Raw genomic sequence first — 15,780 nt, forward strand, 5'->3', positions numbered from 1 at the left:
TTTCCTATCAGCTTTTCCGGCAGCAGGGCCGTGCCCGCCCGCCAAAATCGTATCTTATTTTCGGCACGTTCGGCTCAGTCTGCCGTCCGCTCCGCAAGCATTGTTTCAAGAATCTCCACCGCCGTGACAATCATGTTGTCGCAGTGGGCAGTAACACCCAGACGCAGGGCGGCGGGATTTTTCTCGTCAGGCTGGGGATGCGCCGCCAGCAGGTCGGCGCAGCAGGTCAGTCCGAAAACCTCCTCAAACCGGCGGCGAAACTCCTTCACGGCGGCATAGGTCCGCTTTTTTCCCTCTGCGTCCGCGCCGTTCGTATGGGGCGTGAGCCATCCCAGCACCAGTACGCCGCCGCTGACCGCGCCGCACAACTCCCCGCGGCTGCCGCCCACGCCGCCGCCAAACCCGCCCCCTGCGGCGGCAATCACCGTCTCCGGAACATCCAGCAAGTCCTCAAACGCCAGCGCCACCGCCTGCGCGCAGTTATAGCCCGCTTTATGATATTGAAAAGCCGCCTCACACCGATCCATTGTAAAAGCTCCCCTTTATCCTGTGTTATCGGGCTTTTGACACCCGACGCTCCAATTCCTCGTAAAACCGCCCCAGATGAATGCCGTCCACCAGCGCGTGATGGGCCAACATCGTCACGGGCAGGCTCGTCCGCCCGTCTTCCTCCGTCCATTTCCCCCAGGAAATCCGCACGTTGCTGTACGCGGGGCTGGGCACCGGCATAACCATGTCCGTATAGCGGAGCCAGGGCACGCAGGAGACAAAAAAGAACTCCTCGTGGTCCTGCTCCTCAGCAATGGTTCCGCCGTATTTCGCCGTCTCCAGTGCCGAGCGGCCCGTCTCTAGAAACTCCTCAAAGGGCAGCGCCGTATCCAGCGTGCAATAGGCATAGGCCCCGTCGGACTTTGCCACAGTGCAGGAGCAGCGGCAGCTTTCATATTCCACCACCTGTCCCTCTTCAATCCGCCGCCGGAGCTCCGGCACGGCGTTGGCCGCCGCCATCACCTCATAGGTCAGCGAGAGGAAAAAAGGTGTGCCGTCCGTCCGGATTCTTTCCACAAGGGCAGTGATATCCACCTGGCAGGTCACTCCCACATAGGGGTCCGCCATGGCTGAAAAATAGGCAAACTGCTCCCTCCGGGGATCCCCGGTCATATCCACGATACGCTTATCCATCTTGTTCTCCTCTGTTGTTAAGGCCGCCGTCAACACAGCGGGCCGTCTCGATTACTTAGGCGGCTCGCCCCGCAGCTCCCTCGCCAGCCCCGTCAGCTTACGCAGACGGTGGTTCAGGCAGGATTTTGTCACGGGCGGGTCTAAGCTGTCCGCCAGCTCCGAAAGGCTCAGCTCCGGCTTTTCCAGCCGGGCCATTGCCGTATCGCGTAGCTTGTCCGGAAGCTGCTCCAGCAGTCCCGCGTCCATCAGGCGTCGGATGGCCTCCGCCTGCTCCAGCGCAGCGTCCACCGCCTTGTCAAGATTTGCATTGTCGCAGTTGATACGGCGGTTCACGCTGTTGCGCAGGTCCTTTTCCATTTTCGCGCTCATCACGTTCATGGCCGCCACCGGCGCGCCGATCAGCGTCAAAAAGTCCTCGATTTGGTCGCTCTGCTTGAAATAGGTGATGTAGCTCCCGTTCCGGCTCAGGCTCTTGGGTGGAAAGCCGTTGTCCCTCAGAAGCGCTTCCAGTTCCCGGCTCACCTGCAAATGAGAGGTTGCCAGCTCCAGATGATACCGCTTCAGCGGATCCGTGACGCTCCCCCCTGCGAAAAATACGCCCCGCAGAAACGAGGCCCGGCAGCACTCCTCCTCCAGCAGACCGAAATTGATGTGCAGCACCATGTTCTGCTCCGGGGAAAAGCCCAGCGCGTCAATAATCCCATCCAGTTTGCTGCGGTCGGTCATTTGAAACACCAGCTTCCCCTGCGCGTCCGGCTCCGGCTTTCTGTCAAACCGGAGGCGAAAAGCCCTGTGAAACAGCCGGGGCAGCCTTGCGGCAAGGTTGGGGTTCTCCGTGACGATGCGGATTTCGCCGGAATGAAAGGTGTTGCAGTAGAGCAGGACGCCATAGGCCTCCGCCAAAGCGCAGCAATGCTTTTGCACCTCCACCCGGCACAGCTCGTTTTTTGCATCGTAAGAAAAGGACATCCCGCTCACCTCCTCACTCTTTTTTGTGTTCCGTCCGATAAAAATCTCCCCCTGTGGTAAACCGGTCCCCGGCAATGCGGACGCTGCGCTCCGCGTGGAGCAGAATCAGCTCCCGCGCAAGGCTTGCGGGGTCGTGTCGCACAAAGCCGTCCTCCACCGTGGCAACAGGCCGGTTGACAAGCTCCACGCCAAGGGCGGCGCACCGCTCCCTGTCCCTGCAAATAGGCTCCGCTCCCTCCTGCTCGTACCGCCGGGCGACGCTTCGGGGAATGGGCGAAGCGTTGGTGAGGCACAAATCGAACAGCCCCGGCGCGGAGTGCTTGAACAGAGCCGCGATGTGGTCCGCAGCGGTATAGCCCTCCGTCTCCCCCTCCTGCGTCATCACGTTGCAGACATAGACCTTCAGTCCGTCGGCCTTCCGAACGGCGTCCACAATGCCGTCCACCAGCAGGTTTGGAATGATGCTGGTATACAGGCTGCCCGGACCCAGCACCACCATGTCCGCCCGCAAAATGGCCTCCATCGCCTCCGGCAGCGCCGGGGGATTTTCCGGCAGAAGCCGGACCCGGCGGATGCGGCAGTCCTGCTCCTTTTTGCAGTAGAAAATTTTCGACTCCCCCACCACCCGCACACCGTTTTCAAACTCCGCCTCCAGCTGCACATTGGCGTTGGTGACGGGCAGAACCCGTCCCGTGATAGCCAGCACCTCGCTCATGCGGCTCACCGCCGCGTCAAAGGAGGGGGAAATGCCGTTCAGCGCCGCCAGAAACAGGTTTCCAAAGCTCTGCCCGGCAAGCACGCCCTCCAAAAAGCGATAGTGCAGCAGCTCCGCCATCAGCGGCTCCGTGTTGGCCAGCGCCTCAAGGCAGTTGCGGATATCTCCGGGGGGCGGCATCCGCAGGTCGCTGCGCAGTGCCCCGGAACCTCCGCCGTCATCCGCCACCGTGACAATGGCGGTAATATTTTCCGTATGCTGCTTCAGTCCCCGCAGCATGTTGGAAAGGCCGTGTCCGCCGCCGATGACGGCAATTTTCGGCCCCCGCGCTCTTGGGGGACGGTAGAGCGTGTGTTGATTTTCCATGACTTTCCTTTCGCCCCCGGGCCTGTCAGCCCTTGGGCATGTCCCGGTGATACTCCGTCACGGGGTAGCCCAGCTGACGGATATAGCCTGTCAGCGCATGGGCCACGGCCACGGAGCGGTGTCGTCCGCCGGTGCAGCCCACCGACACGGTGAGGCTGGTTTTCCCCTCCTCGGCGTACAGCGGCAGCGTCAGCGCCAGCAAATCCTTGAGCTTGTCGAGAAATTCCCGCGCCTGACGGAAGGAGAACACATAGCCAGACACATCCTTGTCCAGTCCCGTTTTTTCCCGCAGCTCCTCGATATAAAACGGGTTTGGCAAAAACCGCACGTCCAGTACCAGATCGGCCTCCAGCGGCAGGCCATACTTAAAGCCGAAGGAGGTCACCGCCACAGTCATGCCCGTCTTCTCGTCCTTTTCGCTGAAAAGGCGCAACAGCTCCGCCCGAAGCTGCGCGGTGGACAGGCTGCTGGTGTCGATTACATAGTCCGCCTGCTCCTTCACGGGGCTCATCACCTCGATCTCCCGGCGGACAGCCTCCTCCAGAGTATCCGTCCCGCCGCTGAGCGGATGGCGGCGGCGCGTCTCCTTATACCGCTTGATCACCGTCTCCGGCGAGGCCTGTAAAAACAGCATCCGGCACACGCCGCCCATGCCCCGCAGCTTTTCCAACACGTCGAACAGCTCCGTGAAGGAATCCGATGTCCGCACATCGTACACCAGCGCCACCCGGTCATACCGTCCGTTGCCCCCGGCGCAGAACTCCGCAAATTTCAGAATCATCGCCGCGGGCATATTGTCCACGATATAAAAGCCCAAATCCTCCAAAAAGGAGGCGGCCTTGCTCTTTCCGGCCCCGGACAGACCGGAAATAATCAAAATTTCCATGCAATCACCCGCTTCTCTCTCCCGCGCGGCGCTCACCGCACGATTTTGACCTCCGGCTCCAGCCGGATGCCGGAAAGTTCCTCCACCCGCTGCTGAATCTGGCGAATCAGCTCCGTCACATCGGCAAAGGTAGCCCCGCCCCGGTTGACCACAAAGCCCGCGTGCTTCTCGCTTACCTGCGCGCCGCCTACCCGCAGCCCTTTCAGTCCGCATTGGTCGATCAGGGTCCCTGCATAGGCGCCCACCGGGCGCTTGAAGGTACTGCCCGCGCTGGGCAGCTCCAAGGGCTGGCTTGCCCTGCGCCTTGCTTTCAAGTCGTCCATCCTCGCCCGGATTTGGACCGGGTCGCCGGGTGTCAGGCGGAAGACGGCATATAAAACCACCCAGTCCGGGTGGTCGGTCAGCACACTGCGGCGATAGCCAAAGCTCATTTCCTCCGCCGAGAGGTACTTCACGCCCTCCTCCGGGTCCAGCAGGGAAGCCCCGGCCACCACCTGCTTCATCTCCCCGCCGTAGGCCCCGGCGTTCATACACAGGGCACCCCCTACCGCACCGGGAATACCGTGGGCAAATTCCAGTCCTGTAAGGCCCCGCTTTTGGGCAAAATCCGCCAACCGCGCTAGAGACGCTCCGGCCTCAGCCCTCAGCTCGTTTTCTCCCTCTCCCGGCTCCAGTCGATTCAGCCCGGCGGTGGTATCAATCACCAGCCGGTCCAGCCCCTCGTCGGGCACCAGCAGATTTGTTCCGTTTCCCATCACCAGCGGCCGTGCGCCGCAGCTTCGGGCAAAGTCCGTCAGCAGCACCACCTGCTCCCCGCTGCGGGGAAAGGCCATGCGTCTTGCCGGTCCGCCGACGTGAAAGGAAGTGTGGCGGCTCATGGCCTCATCGGTTTTCATTGAAAGGTCCGGCAGATAGTCTGCCGCCCATTTGTCCAGCTCCTCCGCCCAATCCATACGGCTCCCCCTCAAAATTCAGATTATCCGCCCCAGCAGCGCCGCGCCGATCATTCCCGCGTCGCCGCCAAGCGCGGCCCGGACCACCGATACTTTTCCGCCACAGCGGGCGGCATAGCTCTCCCGGTCCGCAATTTCCCGCAGAGGAGCAAGCAACAGCCCCTCCTCCGCCTCTCCGATTCCGCCGCCGATGGCAAGCACCTCCGGCTGGAAAATGTTCAAAAGGTTTACAACCCCCGCCGCCAGATACGCAACAAAGGTCCCGCACAGCGCCTTCGCCGTCTCGTCCCCCCGCAGGGCCGCCGCAAAGGCCGTCCTGCCGGTGATGGCGGTCCCGCCGCCGGATTCCTCCCACAAACGACTGGTTTTGTCCCGTTCCATGGCTTCTCTCGTCATGCGGATTAGGCCCGTGGCGGAAGCATAGGCCTCCCAGCAGCCCCGCCGCCCGCAGGCGCAGGGCACGCCGCCCTTCTCCACTACCATATGCCCCACCTCGCCGGCCATTCCTCCGGCAGAGTAGAGCTTTCCGTTCAGAATAAAGCCTCCCCCGATGCCGGTTCCAAGGGTCACCATGGCAAAGTTTTTCGTTCCCCGTCCCGCCCCGCAAAAATATTCGCCCACGGCGGCGCAGTTGGCGTCGTTCTCCAGCAGCACGGGAACATCCAGATAGTTTCTAAACAGTCGCGCAAGGGGGACGTTTTTCATGGGAATATTGCAGGTGTAAAGCACCTCTCCCTTTGCCGCCGCACCGGGAATGCCCATGCCCACGTATTCAAGGCGCTCCGGGGATATGCCCCCGTCCCGGGCCGCCTGGGCGGCAAGGGACGCAAGTGTTTTTGCAAAAGGCTCCGCTCCCCGAAATTCGCCCAGCGGAATTTTCCGTACCGCCAGCAGGCGGCCCGCTTCGTCCACAAGACCGGCCCGCAGGTTCGTGCCGCCCACGTCCAGACCAACGTACATCTTACTGCGCTCCCCGATCCGCACGTTCGTCTACCCGCCGGACCAGTTCCTCTGCGGCGTTGTAGCCAAAGCGGCGGTGGCGGTTGTTCATGGCGGCCACCTCCACGATGCTGGCCAGGTTCCGTCCGGGCCGTACGGGGATGTTGACGCAGGGCACCTGCAAATCCAGAATTTCCAAATAGTGATCCTCCAGCCCCAGCCGGTCGTAAACCCGGCTGCTGTCCCACTGCTCCAGTTCCACCACCAAATCAATCTGGGCCTCTTCCTTGATGGCCCGCATTCCAAACAGCTGCCGCACGTCGATTACGCCGATGCCCCGCAGTTCAATGTAATGCCGGATCATCTCCGGCGCCGTCCCAATCAGCTCGTTGGAGATGCGCCGAATATCCACAGAGTCGTCCGCCACCAACCGGTGGCCCCGCATAATCAGCTCGATGGCCGTCTCGCTCTTTCCGATTCCGGAGTCCCCGGTAAGGAGAATCCCCTCGCCGTACACATCCATTAACACGCCATGCCGCCCTATGCAGGGGGCCAGCCGGCGATTGAGAAATTCAATGGCGTGGGAGGTGAACTCCACAGTGGTTTCCGAGGTGCGCAGCAGCGTCCGCTCGTATTCCCGGGCGCTTTCAAGACACTCGGGAAAGCAATCCAGATTCCGGGAGACCACCAGCGCCGGGATATCGTAGAGAAACAGGTCGTCAAAAGCCTTTTTCCGCTCCTGTGCGTTCAGCCCCTTTAAATACATGACCTCCGCCTTGCCGATCACCTGAAGGCGGCGGGGATCAAAATAATCATAAAATCCCAAAAACTGAAGCCCCGGCCGGTTTACGTCCGTGATGGTAAGAACCGCCTCCTCATAATCGCTCCCCCGATTGAGTAGCTGCAAATCAAAGGCAGCCGCAAACTCTGTCATTTTCAGTCCGTTCGCCGTCATAAGCGCCAGTCTCCTTCCGGGGCGGCCTTTTGCCTGCCGCCCTGCGGTGTTTTCAGTTCGCAGACGCACAGCGCCGCTGCGGCATGAATTGGTATTTTTATCATAACCGCTTTTTGGTTATTATTATAACGTATGCTCTTATTTTTCGCAACTGTTTCACCCCGCCCACCCCTCTTTAATATTTTTGAATATTTTTTAAGATTTCCCCTTGCTTTTTATGTTTTCATCTGTTAAAATATCGTTTGTGCCTGTGAAAAGCAGGTTTGATTTCCCAACAGCAAGGAGGTGCAACGGATGGCTAAGTGCGAATTTTGCGATAAGGGTGTCACCTTCGGGATTCAGGTGTCTCACTCCCACAGACGTTCCAATCGTCCCTGGAAGCCCAACGTAAAGCGTGTCAAAGCAGTTGTGAACGGTACGCCGCGCCATGTATATGTTTGTACCCGGTGTCTGCGTTCCGGCAAAGTTACCAGAGCGGTCTGATATGAGAATTAGCTCCCGAGCCAAGTGGTTCGGGAGTTATTTTTATGTCTGCCGCAACGGAACGCGCGCCCCAACATCCGCCAAGAGCGGGCGTTGGGGCGCAAAGCCCAGCACAAATCCATTTCAATCCGCATTAAAAAATATTGCTTACATCCAGTCGTAGCCCAGTTCGTCTTTTTTAGAGCGCCCCATCAGCTCCGCCACTACGTCCCGGACAGCCCTGCCTCGGTAAAGCACCTGATAGGCACAGGCGCAGATAGGCATTTCCACCCCCGCCTTCAGGCTTAGTTGATGGACGCTTTCCGCGGCGTAATAGCCCTCTACCACTGCGCCCACCTCTTCCATGGCCTCCTGCGCAGTCTTTCCCTGTCCGATAAGGATGCCCGCCCGGCGGTTTCGGGAGTGCATGGAGGTGCAGGTGACAATCAAATCCCCCATCCCCGCAAGGCCCGCGAAGGTCTGACGATGCCCGCCCAGCGTCTCGCCCAGCCGGGCGATTTCCGCCATGGCCCGGGTCATTAAAAGAGCCTTGGTATTGTCCTGATAGCCCATTCCGTCGCAGATGCCGCAGCTCAGGGCCACCACGTTTTTCAGCGCGCCGCCCAGCTCCACGCCCACAATGTCCGGGCTGGTATACACACGGAAATTCCGGTTCATAAACGCGTCCTGCACCAGCTTCACGGCCTCGCCGTTCTCCCCCGCCGCCACGCAGCCGGTGGGCAGGCGAAGGCTCACCTCCTCCGCGTGGGAGGGGCCGGACAGGGCCGTCACGGGGAAGAGGTCCCCCGTTTCCTCCCGCACAAGCTGGCTCATGCGCAGGTTGGTGTCCCGCTCAATGCCCTTGGACACGCTGACCAGCACCGTGCCCTCCTTCAAAAACGGCGCGGCGGGGCGAAGATTGCTCCGCACGGCATAGGACGGCGAAGCGGACACCACAATTTCCGCTCCCTCCACGCAGCGGATCTCTCCGCTGAATTTCAGCGCAGCGGGAAGCTCCGCGTCAGGCAGCGCCGGATTCTTCCGATTCCCCGCCATCAGCTCCGCTTTTCCCGGGCTGTGGGACCAGAGAGTTACGTCGTGCCCGTTATCGCACAGCACCATGGCCAGAGCCGTGCCCCAGCCGCCGCTGCCTAAAACCACTGCCTTCATATCCAAATCCCGCTTTCTGTGGAAATTTTCCGGGGCAAAGCCCCTTTGAACTGCCCGTTATTCCTTTCGATGGAAGCTGAACTTGCTCTCCTCGCCCCGAAGCAGCCGTCGGATGTTGGCCCGATGCATGTAGAGAATCAGCCCGCCGATGGCCGCGCTCAGAATTGTCAGCACTAAATCCTGATATAAAAAAATCGTAACCGTGGGGAAGGCGGCGGCGGCACAGACAGAGCCGAGAGAGACATACCGCGTCAGCGCCGTCATCAAAAGAAACGCGCCCCAGGCAATCAGCGCCAGCCGCCAGTCGATCATAATGGCCACCGTACCGCCGGAAAGGATGCCCTTGCCACCCTTAAAGTGGAACATGCAGGGAAACATATGTCCGATCAGGCAGAACAGGCCCGCATAATACTTGCCGAACAGCGCCGTCTGCGCCTGAAAGTGCACAAAGAGCCAGCTGCCGATCAGCACGGCAAGCACCGCCTTGAGTACGTCCGTCAGAATGACGACGAAGGTCAGCGCCCCCCCAAAGGTGCGGTAAAAATTGGTCAGGCCCGCGTTGCCGCTGCCATGGGTACGGATATCGTCCTTCAGAATATACTTGGAGACGATCACCGCGCCGTTAAAGCAGCCCAGAAAATAAGCGATTACCGCAGCCAACACATAGCTTGCCATCGCGTCATTCCTCCCTGTCGCCCTTTTGCCGGATGGAGAGGATGATGGGCGTCCCCGTCAGTCCGAATACGGCGCGGATTTGATTTTCCAGATACCGCTGATAGGAAAAATGGAATAAGCTTGCATCGTTGCAGAACACCACAAAGTGGGGCGGACGGATACCCACCTGCGTCATATAGTAGATTTTCAGGCGGCGGCCTTTGTCGGAGGGGGGCTGCACCCGGGTCTGCGCGTCCGCAAGGACGTTATTTAGCATGCCCGTAGTAATCCGCAGGGACGCCTGATTGCTCACGGCCACAATCATCTCGAAGAGCTTGTTCACTCGCTGCCCCGTCAGGGCGGAGATGAACAGAATCGGGGCGTAGGTCATATAGCCCAAATCCCGCCGGATGTCAGCGGTGAGACGGTCCATAGTCTTGTCGTCCTTGTCCACAAGGTCCCACTTATTCACCACGATGACAGCGGCTTTTCCCGCCTCGTGGGCAAGACCCGCCACCTTGGTGTCCTGCTCGGTTACGCCTTCCCGTCCGTCAATGAGGATCAGGCACACGTCGCTGCGCTCAATAGCCATGGTGGCCCGCAAAACGCTGTACCGCTCGATGTCCTCCTCCACCTTGGACCTTTTCCGCATGCCCGCCGTGTCGATGAACAGGAATTTCCCCTGCTCGTTTTCAAAGGGAGAGTCAATGGCGTCCCGCGTGGTGCCCGCCACATCGCTGACGATGCTCCGCTCCTCCCCAAGAATCCGGTTCAAGAGAGAGGACTTCCCCACGTTGGGCTTGCCGATCAGCGCCACCTTGATGGCGTCGGCCCCCTCCTCCTCTTCCTCCTCGGGAGAGAAATGAGCTACACAGGCGTCCAACAGGTCGCCGGTGCCGTGGCCGTGAACCGCGGAGACGGCAACGGGGTCGCCCATTCCCAGATTATAGAACTCGTAAAAGTCCGGGTTCATAGCGCCGGTAGAGTCCATCTTATTCACCGCCAAAACGATGGGCTTACCGCTTTTGAGCAGCATATTCGCCACCTCGTGGTCCGAGGCGGTAAGTCCGGTCTTCACGTCCGTTAAAAAGACGATGACTGTGGCATGGTCGATGGCAAGCTGCGCCTGCTGGCGCATGAAGGTGAGAATCTGGTCGTCCGTCCGGGGCTCAATGCCGCCGGTGTCAATCAGTGTAAAGGTGCGGCCGTTCCAGTCAGTCTCACCGTAGACCCGGTCGCGGGTGACCCCCGGCGTGTCCTCCACAATGGAGAGCCGACGGCCGATGAGTTTATTGAACAGCATGGACTTGCCCACATTGGGCCGGCCCACAATGGCAACAATGGGTTTCATGGGTTACCTCCCGTTTCTATATATTCATGCCCAAAAGCCGGGCAAAACAAGCAATGTTTTCATTTCCGTTTTCGATCAATTCAGATGGCATAACAGCCAGTCCGGCGCACAAAACGGAAACGCTGGCGTCCGCAAAGATACTATGGTAAAATTCTCATTTTCAAGCTAATCATACCATACATATCAAAAAAGTACAGCGTTTTGATTTCCGCCAACAGCGCACAGCAAATCCACCGGCGCGGTCAATCCCTCGCCGGACACAAAATAAGGAGGAAAGAGCGCACTCTTTCCTCCCCATTTATGATGCAAACCTTATTTCGCAGCGTTCACGGCCGCGGACTTGACGACCTTGATGGTCCGGCCGTTGTAAGTGCCGCACTCCTTGCACATTCTGTGAGGCAGGTGCAGAGCACCGCATTTGGAACAGGCAACGAGGCCGGGGGTCGCCAGCTTCCACGTGGAGCTGCGGCGCTTATCCCGTCTTGCCTTGGATACTTTTGTCTTGGGTACTGCCATGATGACACCTCCTTCAGATCAGCGGGGGGCCTTGACCGCTCCGCTCTGGTTACATATTTATTGGTTGCTCTCCAAAAGCTTTGCAAGGGCCGCAAAACGCGGGTCCGCGTCCTTCTTGCAGCCGCAGGGACCGAGGTTCAGGTCGGCGCCGCAACGGGAGCAAAGTCCTTTGCAATCTTCAGAACACAAAAATTTGGCGTCCATCTCAAGAATGAACGCGGTGCGGGCCAACTCGCCCACATCCACCTCGCCGTTTTCCAGCAAAACGATCTCGTCGTTTTCCCCGTTTTCCAGCTCCTCCGCCAGCAGGCAGGAGAACTCCACTTCCTTGGGAACCCGGACAGGCTTCGTGCAGCGGTCACAGACGGCGTCCAGCGTGGTGGAGGCAGTCATGGAAAGCTCCAGCGCCCCCGCGCTGTTGCGCACGGCCCCTTCCACCGAAACCGGCTCCCCCACGGGATACTGACCGTTCAGTTCCGCGTCGGACAGGTCCATGGAAAATTGAAAATCCAGAGATTTTCCGGGGAAATTCAGAATGGGTTTTAGGTCTAAACGCATAGCACACCTCGCAATGACACGAGCAGTATTATAATGGATATTCTAAGACTTGTCAAATACTTTTTCGGATTTCCTTGCTTTTTTCCCAAAATCGGCTACAATGTGCCTATACCGATATTTGGAGGGTCCTATGCGGGAATTTACCATCAACAAAAATGATGCCGGACAGCGGCTGGACCGGTTCACAGCCAAGGCCGCACCCACTCTGCCCCCCGCTCTGGTGCAGAAATATATCCGGCTCAAGCGGGTGAAGGTCAACGGCAAAGGCGCAAAGCGGGAGGTCCGGCTGGAGTTGGGCGATATCGTGCAGATGTACGTCAACGACGAATTTTTTCAGGAGCTGGACACGGAGGAGGACAAGTTTCTTGCCGCGTTCCGGCCCCAGCTCGACATAATATATGAGGACGAAAACCTCCTGCTCGTGAACAAGCGCCCGGGCCTTGTGGTCCACGCCGATGAAACGGAAAAGGTGAACACGCTGGTCCACCACATTCAGGCATACCTTTATCAGCAGCACGAGTGGGACCCGGCGGCGGAAAATTCCTTCGCCCCGGCCCTTTGTAACCGCATCGACCGCAACACCGGCGGCATCGTCATCGCCGCAAAAAACGCGGAGACGCTGCGGATTACCAATGACAAAATCCGCACCCACGAGCTGCGCAAGACTTATCTATGCGTGGCGGTGGGAAATCCCAGGCCGTCTTCCGGGAAAATCGAAGGCTTTCTTTTAAAGGATGAGCGAAAAAAAGAGGTTTCCTTCTACCGTCATCCCATCCCCGGGGGGCGCAGCGCCGTTACCTATTATAAAACCTTGCAGAAGAAGGGCGAGCTGGCTCTTGTGGAGTGCGAGCTTTTGACAGGCAGAACCCATCAAATCCGCGTCTCCATGGCGGAAATTGGCTGTCCCTTGCTGGGGGACGGCAAATATGGACGGGGCGAGATCAACCGGCGCTATGGAGAGCAGAAGCAGTGCCTTTGGTCCTATCAGTTGGCGTTTGATTTTCAGTCGGACGCAGGAATTCTCGAGTACTTGCGGGGCAAGGTTTTGCGGGTAGAAAATATTCCATTCAAAAATCGCTATTTTCCTTGACTTTTCAGCGCCTTTTCGATATAGTTTGTAATTGCCGAATTTCAACGAGAAAGGTTCCCCCTCAACAGAGAAAAGAGGCGTTTTTATTCTATCAATTGTAGAAACGGGGGAGGATAAATGTCCAAAGAGTTGATTCGCCTGCGAGATCTCTGCATGGCGTTTGACGACGAGCTTGTTCTCGATCACTTAAATCTCTACATCAATGACAAAGAATTCCTCACACTGCTTGGACCCAGCGGCTGTGGCAAGACCACGACGCTGCGTATCATCGGGGGTTTCACGACGCCAACGTCGGGAGATGTCCTGTTCGACGGTGTGAGGATTAATGACGTTCCGCCCTATCAGCGGCAAATTAACACGGTGTTCCAGAAATACGCCCTGTTTCCCAACATGAACGTATTTGAAAACGTGGCCTTTGGGCTGCGGATGAAACGCGTTCCCGACCCTGCGGACCCCTCCGGCAAGCGGACGGTGAAGCTCTCGGAGACGGAAATCAAGCGGCAGGTTCTGGAAATGCTGGAAACCGTCAGCCTCCTTGGCTTTGAACACCGCAAGCCGGACGCCCTTTCCGGCGGCCAGCAACAGCGGGTTGCCATCGCCCGGGCGCTGGTGAACCGGCCCAAGGTGCTGCTTTTGGACGAGCCTCTGGGCGCGCTGGATTTGAAGCTGCGCAAGGACATGCAGATCGAGCTGAAAAAGATTCAGCAGCAAGTGGGCATTACCTTTATATATGTTACCCACGATCAGGAGGAGGCCCTCACCATGTCCGACACCATCGTGGTGATGGACAAGGGCTCCATTCAGCAGATCGGCACGCCGGAGGACATCTATAACGAGCCGAAAAACGCCTTTGTGGCGGACTTTATCGGCGAATCCAACATTATCGACGGCATGATGCTGGAAGACAATTTGGTAAAGCTGTACGGCAAGACCTTCCCCTGCGTGGACGGGGGCTTTGCACCGAACGAGCCGGTAGACGTGGTGGTCCGGCCGGAGGATATCGACATTGTTCCCGTGGAGCAGGGCCAGATTGTAGGCACCGTCACCAACGTGACCTTCAAGGGAATGCAGTATGACATCATCGTGGATTTCCGCGGCTTCAAATGGCTGATTCAAACCACGGACCACTCCCCTGTCGGCGCGAAAATCGGCGTGAAAATCGACCCGGAGGGGTTCCACATTATGAAAAAGAGCGCGTACTCCGGAAAATTCGGTGATTACAGCTCTTACAGTGAGGAATACGACGAGCTGTCCGACGCGGAGGCGCTGGACGAGGAGGAGGATTCCCCGGAGGGCGGCGGCCATGAGGAATAAGGGGCTGGCCATGCCGTATGTGGCATGGATGGCGATTTTCGTGGTGGCACCTTTGATTCTGGTGCTGATTTACGCCTTTCATAATGGTTCCAGCTTTACGCTGGAAAACTTCCGCGCTATGGGGACCTATGCCGCCGTGTTTGGCCGATCCTTTCTGCTGGCGGCCATCGCTACGCTGATCTGCATTCTGATCGGCTATCCCGTGGCCTGGTTCCTGGCCCGGGAAGGCCCCGGCCTGCGACGCATCGCAACAATTGTGATTATGCTCCCCATGTGGATGAACTTTCTGCTCCAAACCTACTCCTGGATGTCCATTTTGGAAAACACAGGGCTTTTAAACACCCTGTTCCAGAAAATCGGCCTGATTGCTCTGGTAAATGGCCTGTTCGGGACGGATTTCACCTATTTCCCCATGATCAATACCCGCGGGGCCATCGTGCTGGGCATGGTGTATAACTACCTGCCCTTTATGATTCTGCCCATTTTCACGGTAATTGAAAAAATTGATCCCCGGCTGATTGAGGCAGCGCAGGACTTGGGCGCAAGCAGCGCCGTCGTCTTCCGCAGGCTGATTTTTCCTCTGTCGGTCCCCGGGATTCTCTCCGGCGTGACGATGGTATTTGTCCCCTCAGTTGCCACCTTTGCCATCTCCCGCCTGCTTGGCGGCGGCATGGTGACACTGCTGGGCGACCTGATTGAAACACAGTTTCTGGGCGGGTCGTACAATCCCTATCTCGGCTCCGCCATCTCCCTTGTAATGATGGCCATTGTGCTGATCTCCATGGCCGTGATGAACCGCTTCGGCGAGGGCGAGGAGGAGGCGATGCTGCTGTGAGAAAAAACCATTTTGGCAACCGTCTGCTTCTTGCGCTGACCTTTGTGTTTCTCTACGCGCCGATTTTCGTGCTGATTTTCTTTTCCTTCAACGCCACGAAAAGCCGGACAGTGTGGGGAGGATTTTCCCTGCAATGGTACGTCCGCCTGTTTCAGGATGACGCGATTCTCAGCGCCCTGCGCACCACGCTGCTGGTGAGCGTTTTGGCCTCTCTCATCGCCATGGTGGCGGGGACCGCGGCAGCCATGGGCTTCGCGGCTATGAAGCGGCGCAGCCGCCACACGTTGATGTCCATTAACAACATTCCCCTGACTAACGCGGATATCGTCACCGGCGTGTCGTTGTCCCTTTTGTTCATGCTGGCCATCGGCGCGTTCAACGCCACTATCGGCAAGGCTGCGGGCATCACGCTGGCCAAGGGCTTTGGCACCATGCTGATCGCCCACGTGACCTTCGATATCCCCTATGTGATTCTCTCCGTCATGCCCCGCTTGCGGCAATTGGACCCCCATATCTACGAAGCGGCGCAGGATTTGGGCGCCCGGGGCTTTTACGCCTTCCGCAAGGTCATCCTGCCCGACCTGATGCCCGGCATCGTCAACGGGACCATTATCGCCTTCACCATGTCGGTGGACGACTTCGTGATTTCCTATTTTACAGCGGGCAACAAGGTTTCTACCCTTGCGATGGAGGTTTACTCCATGGCTAGGCGGAAAATCAGTCCGGAAATCAACGCCATTTCCACGCTTTTATTTATTTCGGTGCTGGCGCTGCTGGTGATCGTGAACCTACGTCAAACCCGGCAGAATTCCGCCATGCGGCGCCAGCGCGCCGCACTGACTCCGAAAACCTGAAGCTCCGGCGC

At 58.5% G+C, this 15,780-nt stretch carries 18 protein-coding genes; 5 read left to right on the forward strand and 13 right to left on the reverse strand.

The window, feature by feature from the left end:
- Nucleotides 1-74: 74 nt before the first annotated feature.
- Genes ABVS15_RS03945 through hprK form a run of 8 tightly spaced genes read right to left on the reverse strand, consistent with a single transcriptional unit; the run spans nt 75 to nt 6,965 of the window.
- The gene (locus ABVS15_RS03945; protein WP_369282451.1) at nt 75-527 is read right to left on the reverse strand and encodes a C-GCAxxG-C-C family protein; all 453 of its coding nucleotides are present in this window, start codon (nt 525-527) and stop codon (nt 75-77) included.
- 25 nt (nt 528-552) lie between these two features.
- Nucleotides 553-1,182, reverse strand: a complete 630-nt coding sequence (locus ABVS15_RS03950) for a CatA-like O-acetyltransferase (protein WP_369282452.1) — start codon at nt 1,180-1,182, stop codon at nt 553-555.
- A 51-nt stretch (nt 1,183-1,233) separates the two neighbouring features.
- Nucleotides 1,234-2,151 (reverse strand): DNA-binding protein WhiA, encoded by a 918-nt coding sequence (gene whiA, locus ABVS15_RS03955; protein ID WP_369282453.1) that lies wholly within the window; start codon nt 2,149-2,151, stop codon nt 1,234-1,236.
- Between the two features lie 13 nt (nt 2,152-2,164).
- Nucleotides 2,165-3,232, reverse strand: coding sequence for a uridine diphosphate-N-acetylglucosamine-binding protein YvcK (gene yvcK, locus ABVS15_RS03960; RefSeq protein ID WP_369282454.1), 1,068 nt, complete (start codon nt 3,230-3,232; stop codon nt 2,165-2,167).
- Nucleotides 3,233-3,257: 25 nt separating this feature from the next.
- Nucleotides 3,258-4,118: an RNase adapter RapZ gene (gene rapZ / locus ABVS15_RS03965; protein ID WP_369282455.1), complete on the reverse strand. Its 861-nt coding sequence runs from the start codon at nt 4,116-4,118 to the stop codon at nt 3,258-3,260.
- A 32-nt stretch (nt 4,119-4,150) separates the two neighbouring features.
- On the reverse strand, nt 4,151-5,071 hold the full coding sequence (murB, locus tag ABVS15_RS03970; protein WP_369282456.1) for a UDP-N-acetylmuramate dehydrogenase: 921 nt from the start codon (nt 5,069-5,071) through the stop codon (nt 4,151-4,153).
- Between the two features lie 18 nt (nt 5,072-5,089).
- The gene (locus tag ABVS15_RS03975) at nt 5,090-6,031 is read right to left on the reverse strand and encodes an ROK family protein (protein ID WP_369282457.1); all 942 of its coding nucleotides are present in this window, start codon (nt 6,029-6,031) and stop codon (nt 5,090-5,092) included.
- Between the two features lies 1 nt (nt 6,032).
- Nucleotides 6,033-6,965 (reverse strand): HPr(Ser) kinase/phosphatase, encoded by a 933-nt coding sequence (gene hprK, locus ABVS15_RS03980; protein WP_293010276.1) that lies wholly within the window; start codon nt 6,963-6,965, stop codon nt 6,033-6,035.
- Nucleotides 6,966-7,259: 294 nt separating this feature from the next.
- On the opposite strand from hprK, the gene rpmB reads away from it, so the two are divergent.
- Complete coding sequence (gene rpmB / locus ABVS15_RS03985; RefSeq protein ID WP_293010275.1) at nt 7,260-7,448, forward strand: 50S ribosomal protein L28; 189 nt, start codon at nt 7,260-7,262, stop codon at nt 7,446-7,448.
- Between the two features lie 147 nt (nt 7,449-7,595).
- On the opposite strand, the gene ABVS15_RS03990 is transcribed toward rpmB, so the two are convergent.
- From ABVS15_RS03990 to ABVS15_RS04010, 5 genes are all read right to left on the reverse strand, one after another.
- Nucleotides 7,596-8,597, reverse strand: a complete 1,002-nt coding sequence (locus tag ABVS15_RS03990; RefSeq protein WP_369282538.1) for an NAD(P)H-dependent glycerol-3-phosphate dehydrogenase — start codon at nt 8,595-8,597, stop codon at nt 7,596-7,598.
- 57 nt (nt 8,598-8,654) lie between these two features.
- A complete protein-coding gene (gene plsY / locus ABVS15_RS03995) occupies nt 8,655-9,272 on the reverse strand; it encodes a glycerol-3-phosphate 1-O-acyltransferase PlsY (RefSeq protein WP_369282458.1) in 618 nt (205 codons plus the stop codon).
- Nucleotides 9,273-9,276: 4 nt separating this feature from the next.
- Entirely contained in the window at nt 9,277-10,602 is a 1,326-nt protein-coding gene (gene der, locus ABVS15_RS04000) for a ribosome biogenesis GTPase Der (protein ID WP_369282459.1), read from the reverse strand.
- A gap of 312 nt (nt 10,603-10,914) precedes the next feature.
- Nucleotides 10,915-11,118 carry a 50S ribosomal protein L32 gene (gene rpmF / locus ABVS15_RS04005; protein WP_293010272.1) on the reverse strand — a complete coding sequence of 68 codons (204 nt, stop codon included), beginning with the start codon at nt 11,116-11,118 and terminating at the stop codon, nt 10,915-10,917.
- Between the two features lie 57 nt (nt 11,119-11,175).
- On the reverse strand, nt 11,176-11,676 hold the full coding sequence (locus ABVS15_RS04010; RefSeq protein ID WP_369282460.1) for a DUF177 domain-containing protein: 501 nt from the start codon (nt 11,674-11,676) through the stop codon (nt 11,176-11,178).
- Between the two features lie 130 nt (nt 11,677-11,806).
- Here ABVS15_RS04010 and ABVS15_RS04015 point away from each other — a divergent pair, with 130 nt between their 5' ends.
- The 4 genes from ABVS15_RS04015 to ABVS15_RS04030 all read left to right on the forward strand — a co-directional run bounded on the left by ABVS15_RS04015 (nt 11,807) and on the right by ABVS15_RS04030 (nt 15,769).
- Nucleotides 11,807-12,766: an RluA family pseudouridine synthase gene (locus ABVS15_RS04015; protein ID WP_369282461.1), complete on the forward strand. Its 960-nt coding sequence runs from the start codon at nt 11,807-11,809 to the stop codon at nt 12,764-12,766.
- Nucleotides 12,767-12,883: 117 nt separating this feature from the next.
- Nucleotides 12,884-14,080, forward strand: a complete 1,197-nt coding sequence (locus tag ABVS15_RS04020) for an ABC transporter ATP-binding protein (protein WP_369282462.1) — start codon at nt 12,884-12,886, stop codon at nt 14,078-14,080.
- Entirely contained in the window at nt 14,070-14,915 is an 846-nt protein-coding gene (locus ABVS15_RS04025; RefSeq protein ID WP_369282463.1) for an ABC transporter permease, read from the forward strand. The genes ABVS15_RS04020 and ABVS15_RS04025 overlap by 11 nt, the downstream gene beginning before the upstream one ends.
- A complete protein-coding gene (locus ABVS15_RS04030) occupies nt 14,912-15,769 on the forward strand; it encodes an ABC transporter permease (protein WP_369282464.1) in 858 nt (285 codons plus the stop codon). The genes ABVS15_RS04025 and ABVS15_RS04030 overlap by 4 nt, the downstream gene beginning before the upstream one ends.
- The last annotated feature ends 11 nt before the right edge of the window (nt 15,770-15,780 follow it).

Source organism: Oscillibacter sp. GMB15532, assembly GCF_041020825.1.
Classification (GTDB): Bacteria; Bacillota; Clostridia; order Oscillospirales; family Oscillospiraceae; genus Oscillibacter.

What these genes read in the sequence shown, in the direction of transcription:
- ABVS15_RS03945 (WP_369282451.1), bottom strand. Translation starts at nt 527, where the DNA reads ATGGATCGGTGTGAGGCGGCTTTTCAATATCATAAAGCGGGCTATAAC.
- ABVS15_RS03950 (WP_369282452.1), bottom strand. Translation starts at nt 1,182, where the DNA reads ATGGATAAGCGTATCGTGGATATGACCGGGGATCCCCGGAGGGAGCAG.
- whiA (WP_369282453.1), bottom strand. Translation starts at nt 2,151, where the DNA reads ATGTCCTTTTCTTACGATGCAAAAAACGAGCTGTGCCGGGTGGAGGTG.
- yvcK (WP_369282454.1), bottom strand. Translation starts at nt 3,232, where the DNA reads ATGGAAAATCAACACACGCTCTACCGTCCCCCAAGAGCGCGGGGGCCG.
- rapZ (WP_369282455.1), bottom strand. Translation starts at nt 4,118, where the DNA reads ATGGAAATTTTGATTATTTCCGGTCTGTCCGGGGCCGGAAAGAGCAAG.
- murB (WP_369282456.1), bottom strand. Translation starts at nt 5,071, where the DNA reads ATGGATTGGGCGGAGGAGCTGGACAAATGGGCGGCAGACTATCTGCCG.
- ABVS15_RS03975 (WP_369282457.1), bottom strand. Translation starts at nt 6,031, where the DNA reads ATGTACGTTGGTCTGGACGTGGGCGGCACGAACCTGCGGGCCGGTCTT.
- hprK (WP_293010276.1), bottom strand. Translation starts at nt 6,965, where the DNA reads ATGACGGCGAACGGACTGAAAATGACAGAGTTTGCGGCTGCCTTTGAT.
- rpmB (WP_293010275.1), top strand. Translation starts at nt 7,260, where the DNA reads ATGGCTAAGTGCGAATTTTGCGATAAGGGTGTCACCTTCGGGATTCAG.
- ABVS15_RS03990 (WP_369282538.1), bottom strand. Translation starts at nt 8,597, where the DNA reads ATGAAGGCAGTGGTTTTAGGCAGCGGCGGCTGGGGCACGGCTCTGGCC.
- plsY (WP_369282458.1), bottom strand. Translation starts at nt 9,272, where the DNA reads ATGGCAAGCTATGTGTTGGCTGCGGTAATCGCTTATTTTCTGGGCTGC.
- der (WP_369282459.1), bottom strand. Translation starts at nt 10,602, where the DNA reads ATGAAACCCATTGTTGCCATTGTGGGCCGGCCCAATGTGGGCAAGTCC.
- rpmF (WP_293010272.1), bottom strand. Translation starts at nt 11,118, where the DNA reads ATGGCAGTACCCAAGACAAAAGTATCCAAGGCAAGACGGGATAAGCGC.
- ABVS15_RS04010 (WP_369282460.1), bottom strand. Translation starts at nt 11,676, where the DNA reads ATGCGTTTAGACCTAAAACCCATTCTGAATTTCCCCGGAAAATCTCTG.
- ABVS15_RS04015 (WP_369282461.1), top strand. Translation starts at nt 11,807, where the DNA reads ATGCGGGAATTTACCATCAACAAAAATGATGCCGGACAGCGGCTGGAC.
- ABVS15_RS04020 (WP_369282462.1), top strand. Translation starts at nt 12,884, where the DNA reads ATGTCCAAAGAGTTGATTCGCCTGCGAGATCTCTGCATGGCGTTTGAC.
- ABVS15_RS04025 (WP_369282463.1), top strand. Translation starts at nt 14,070, where the DNA reads ATGAGGAATAAGGGGCTGGCCATGCCGTATGTGGCATGGATGGCGATT.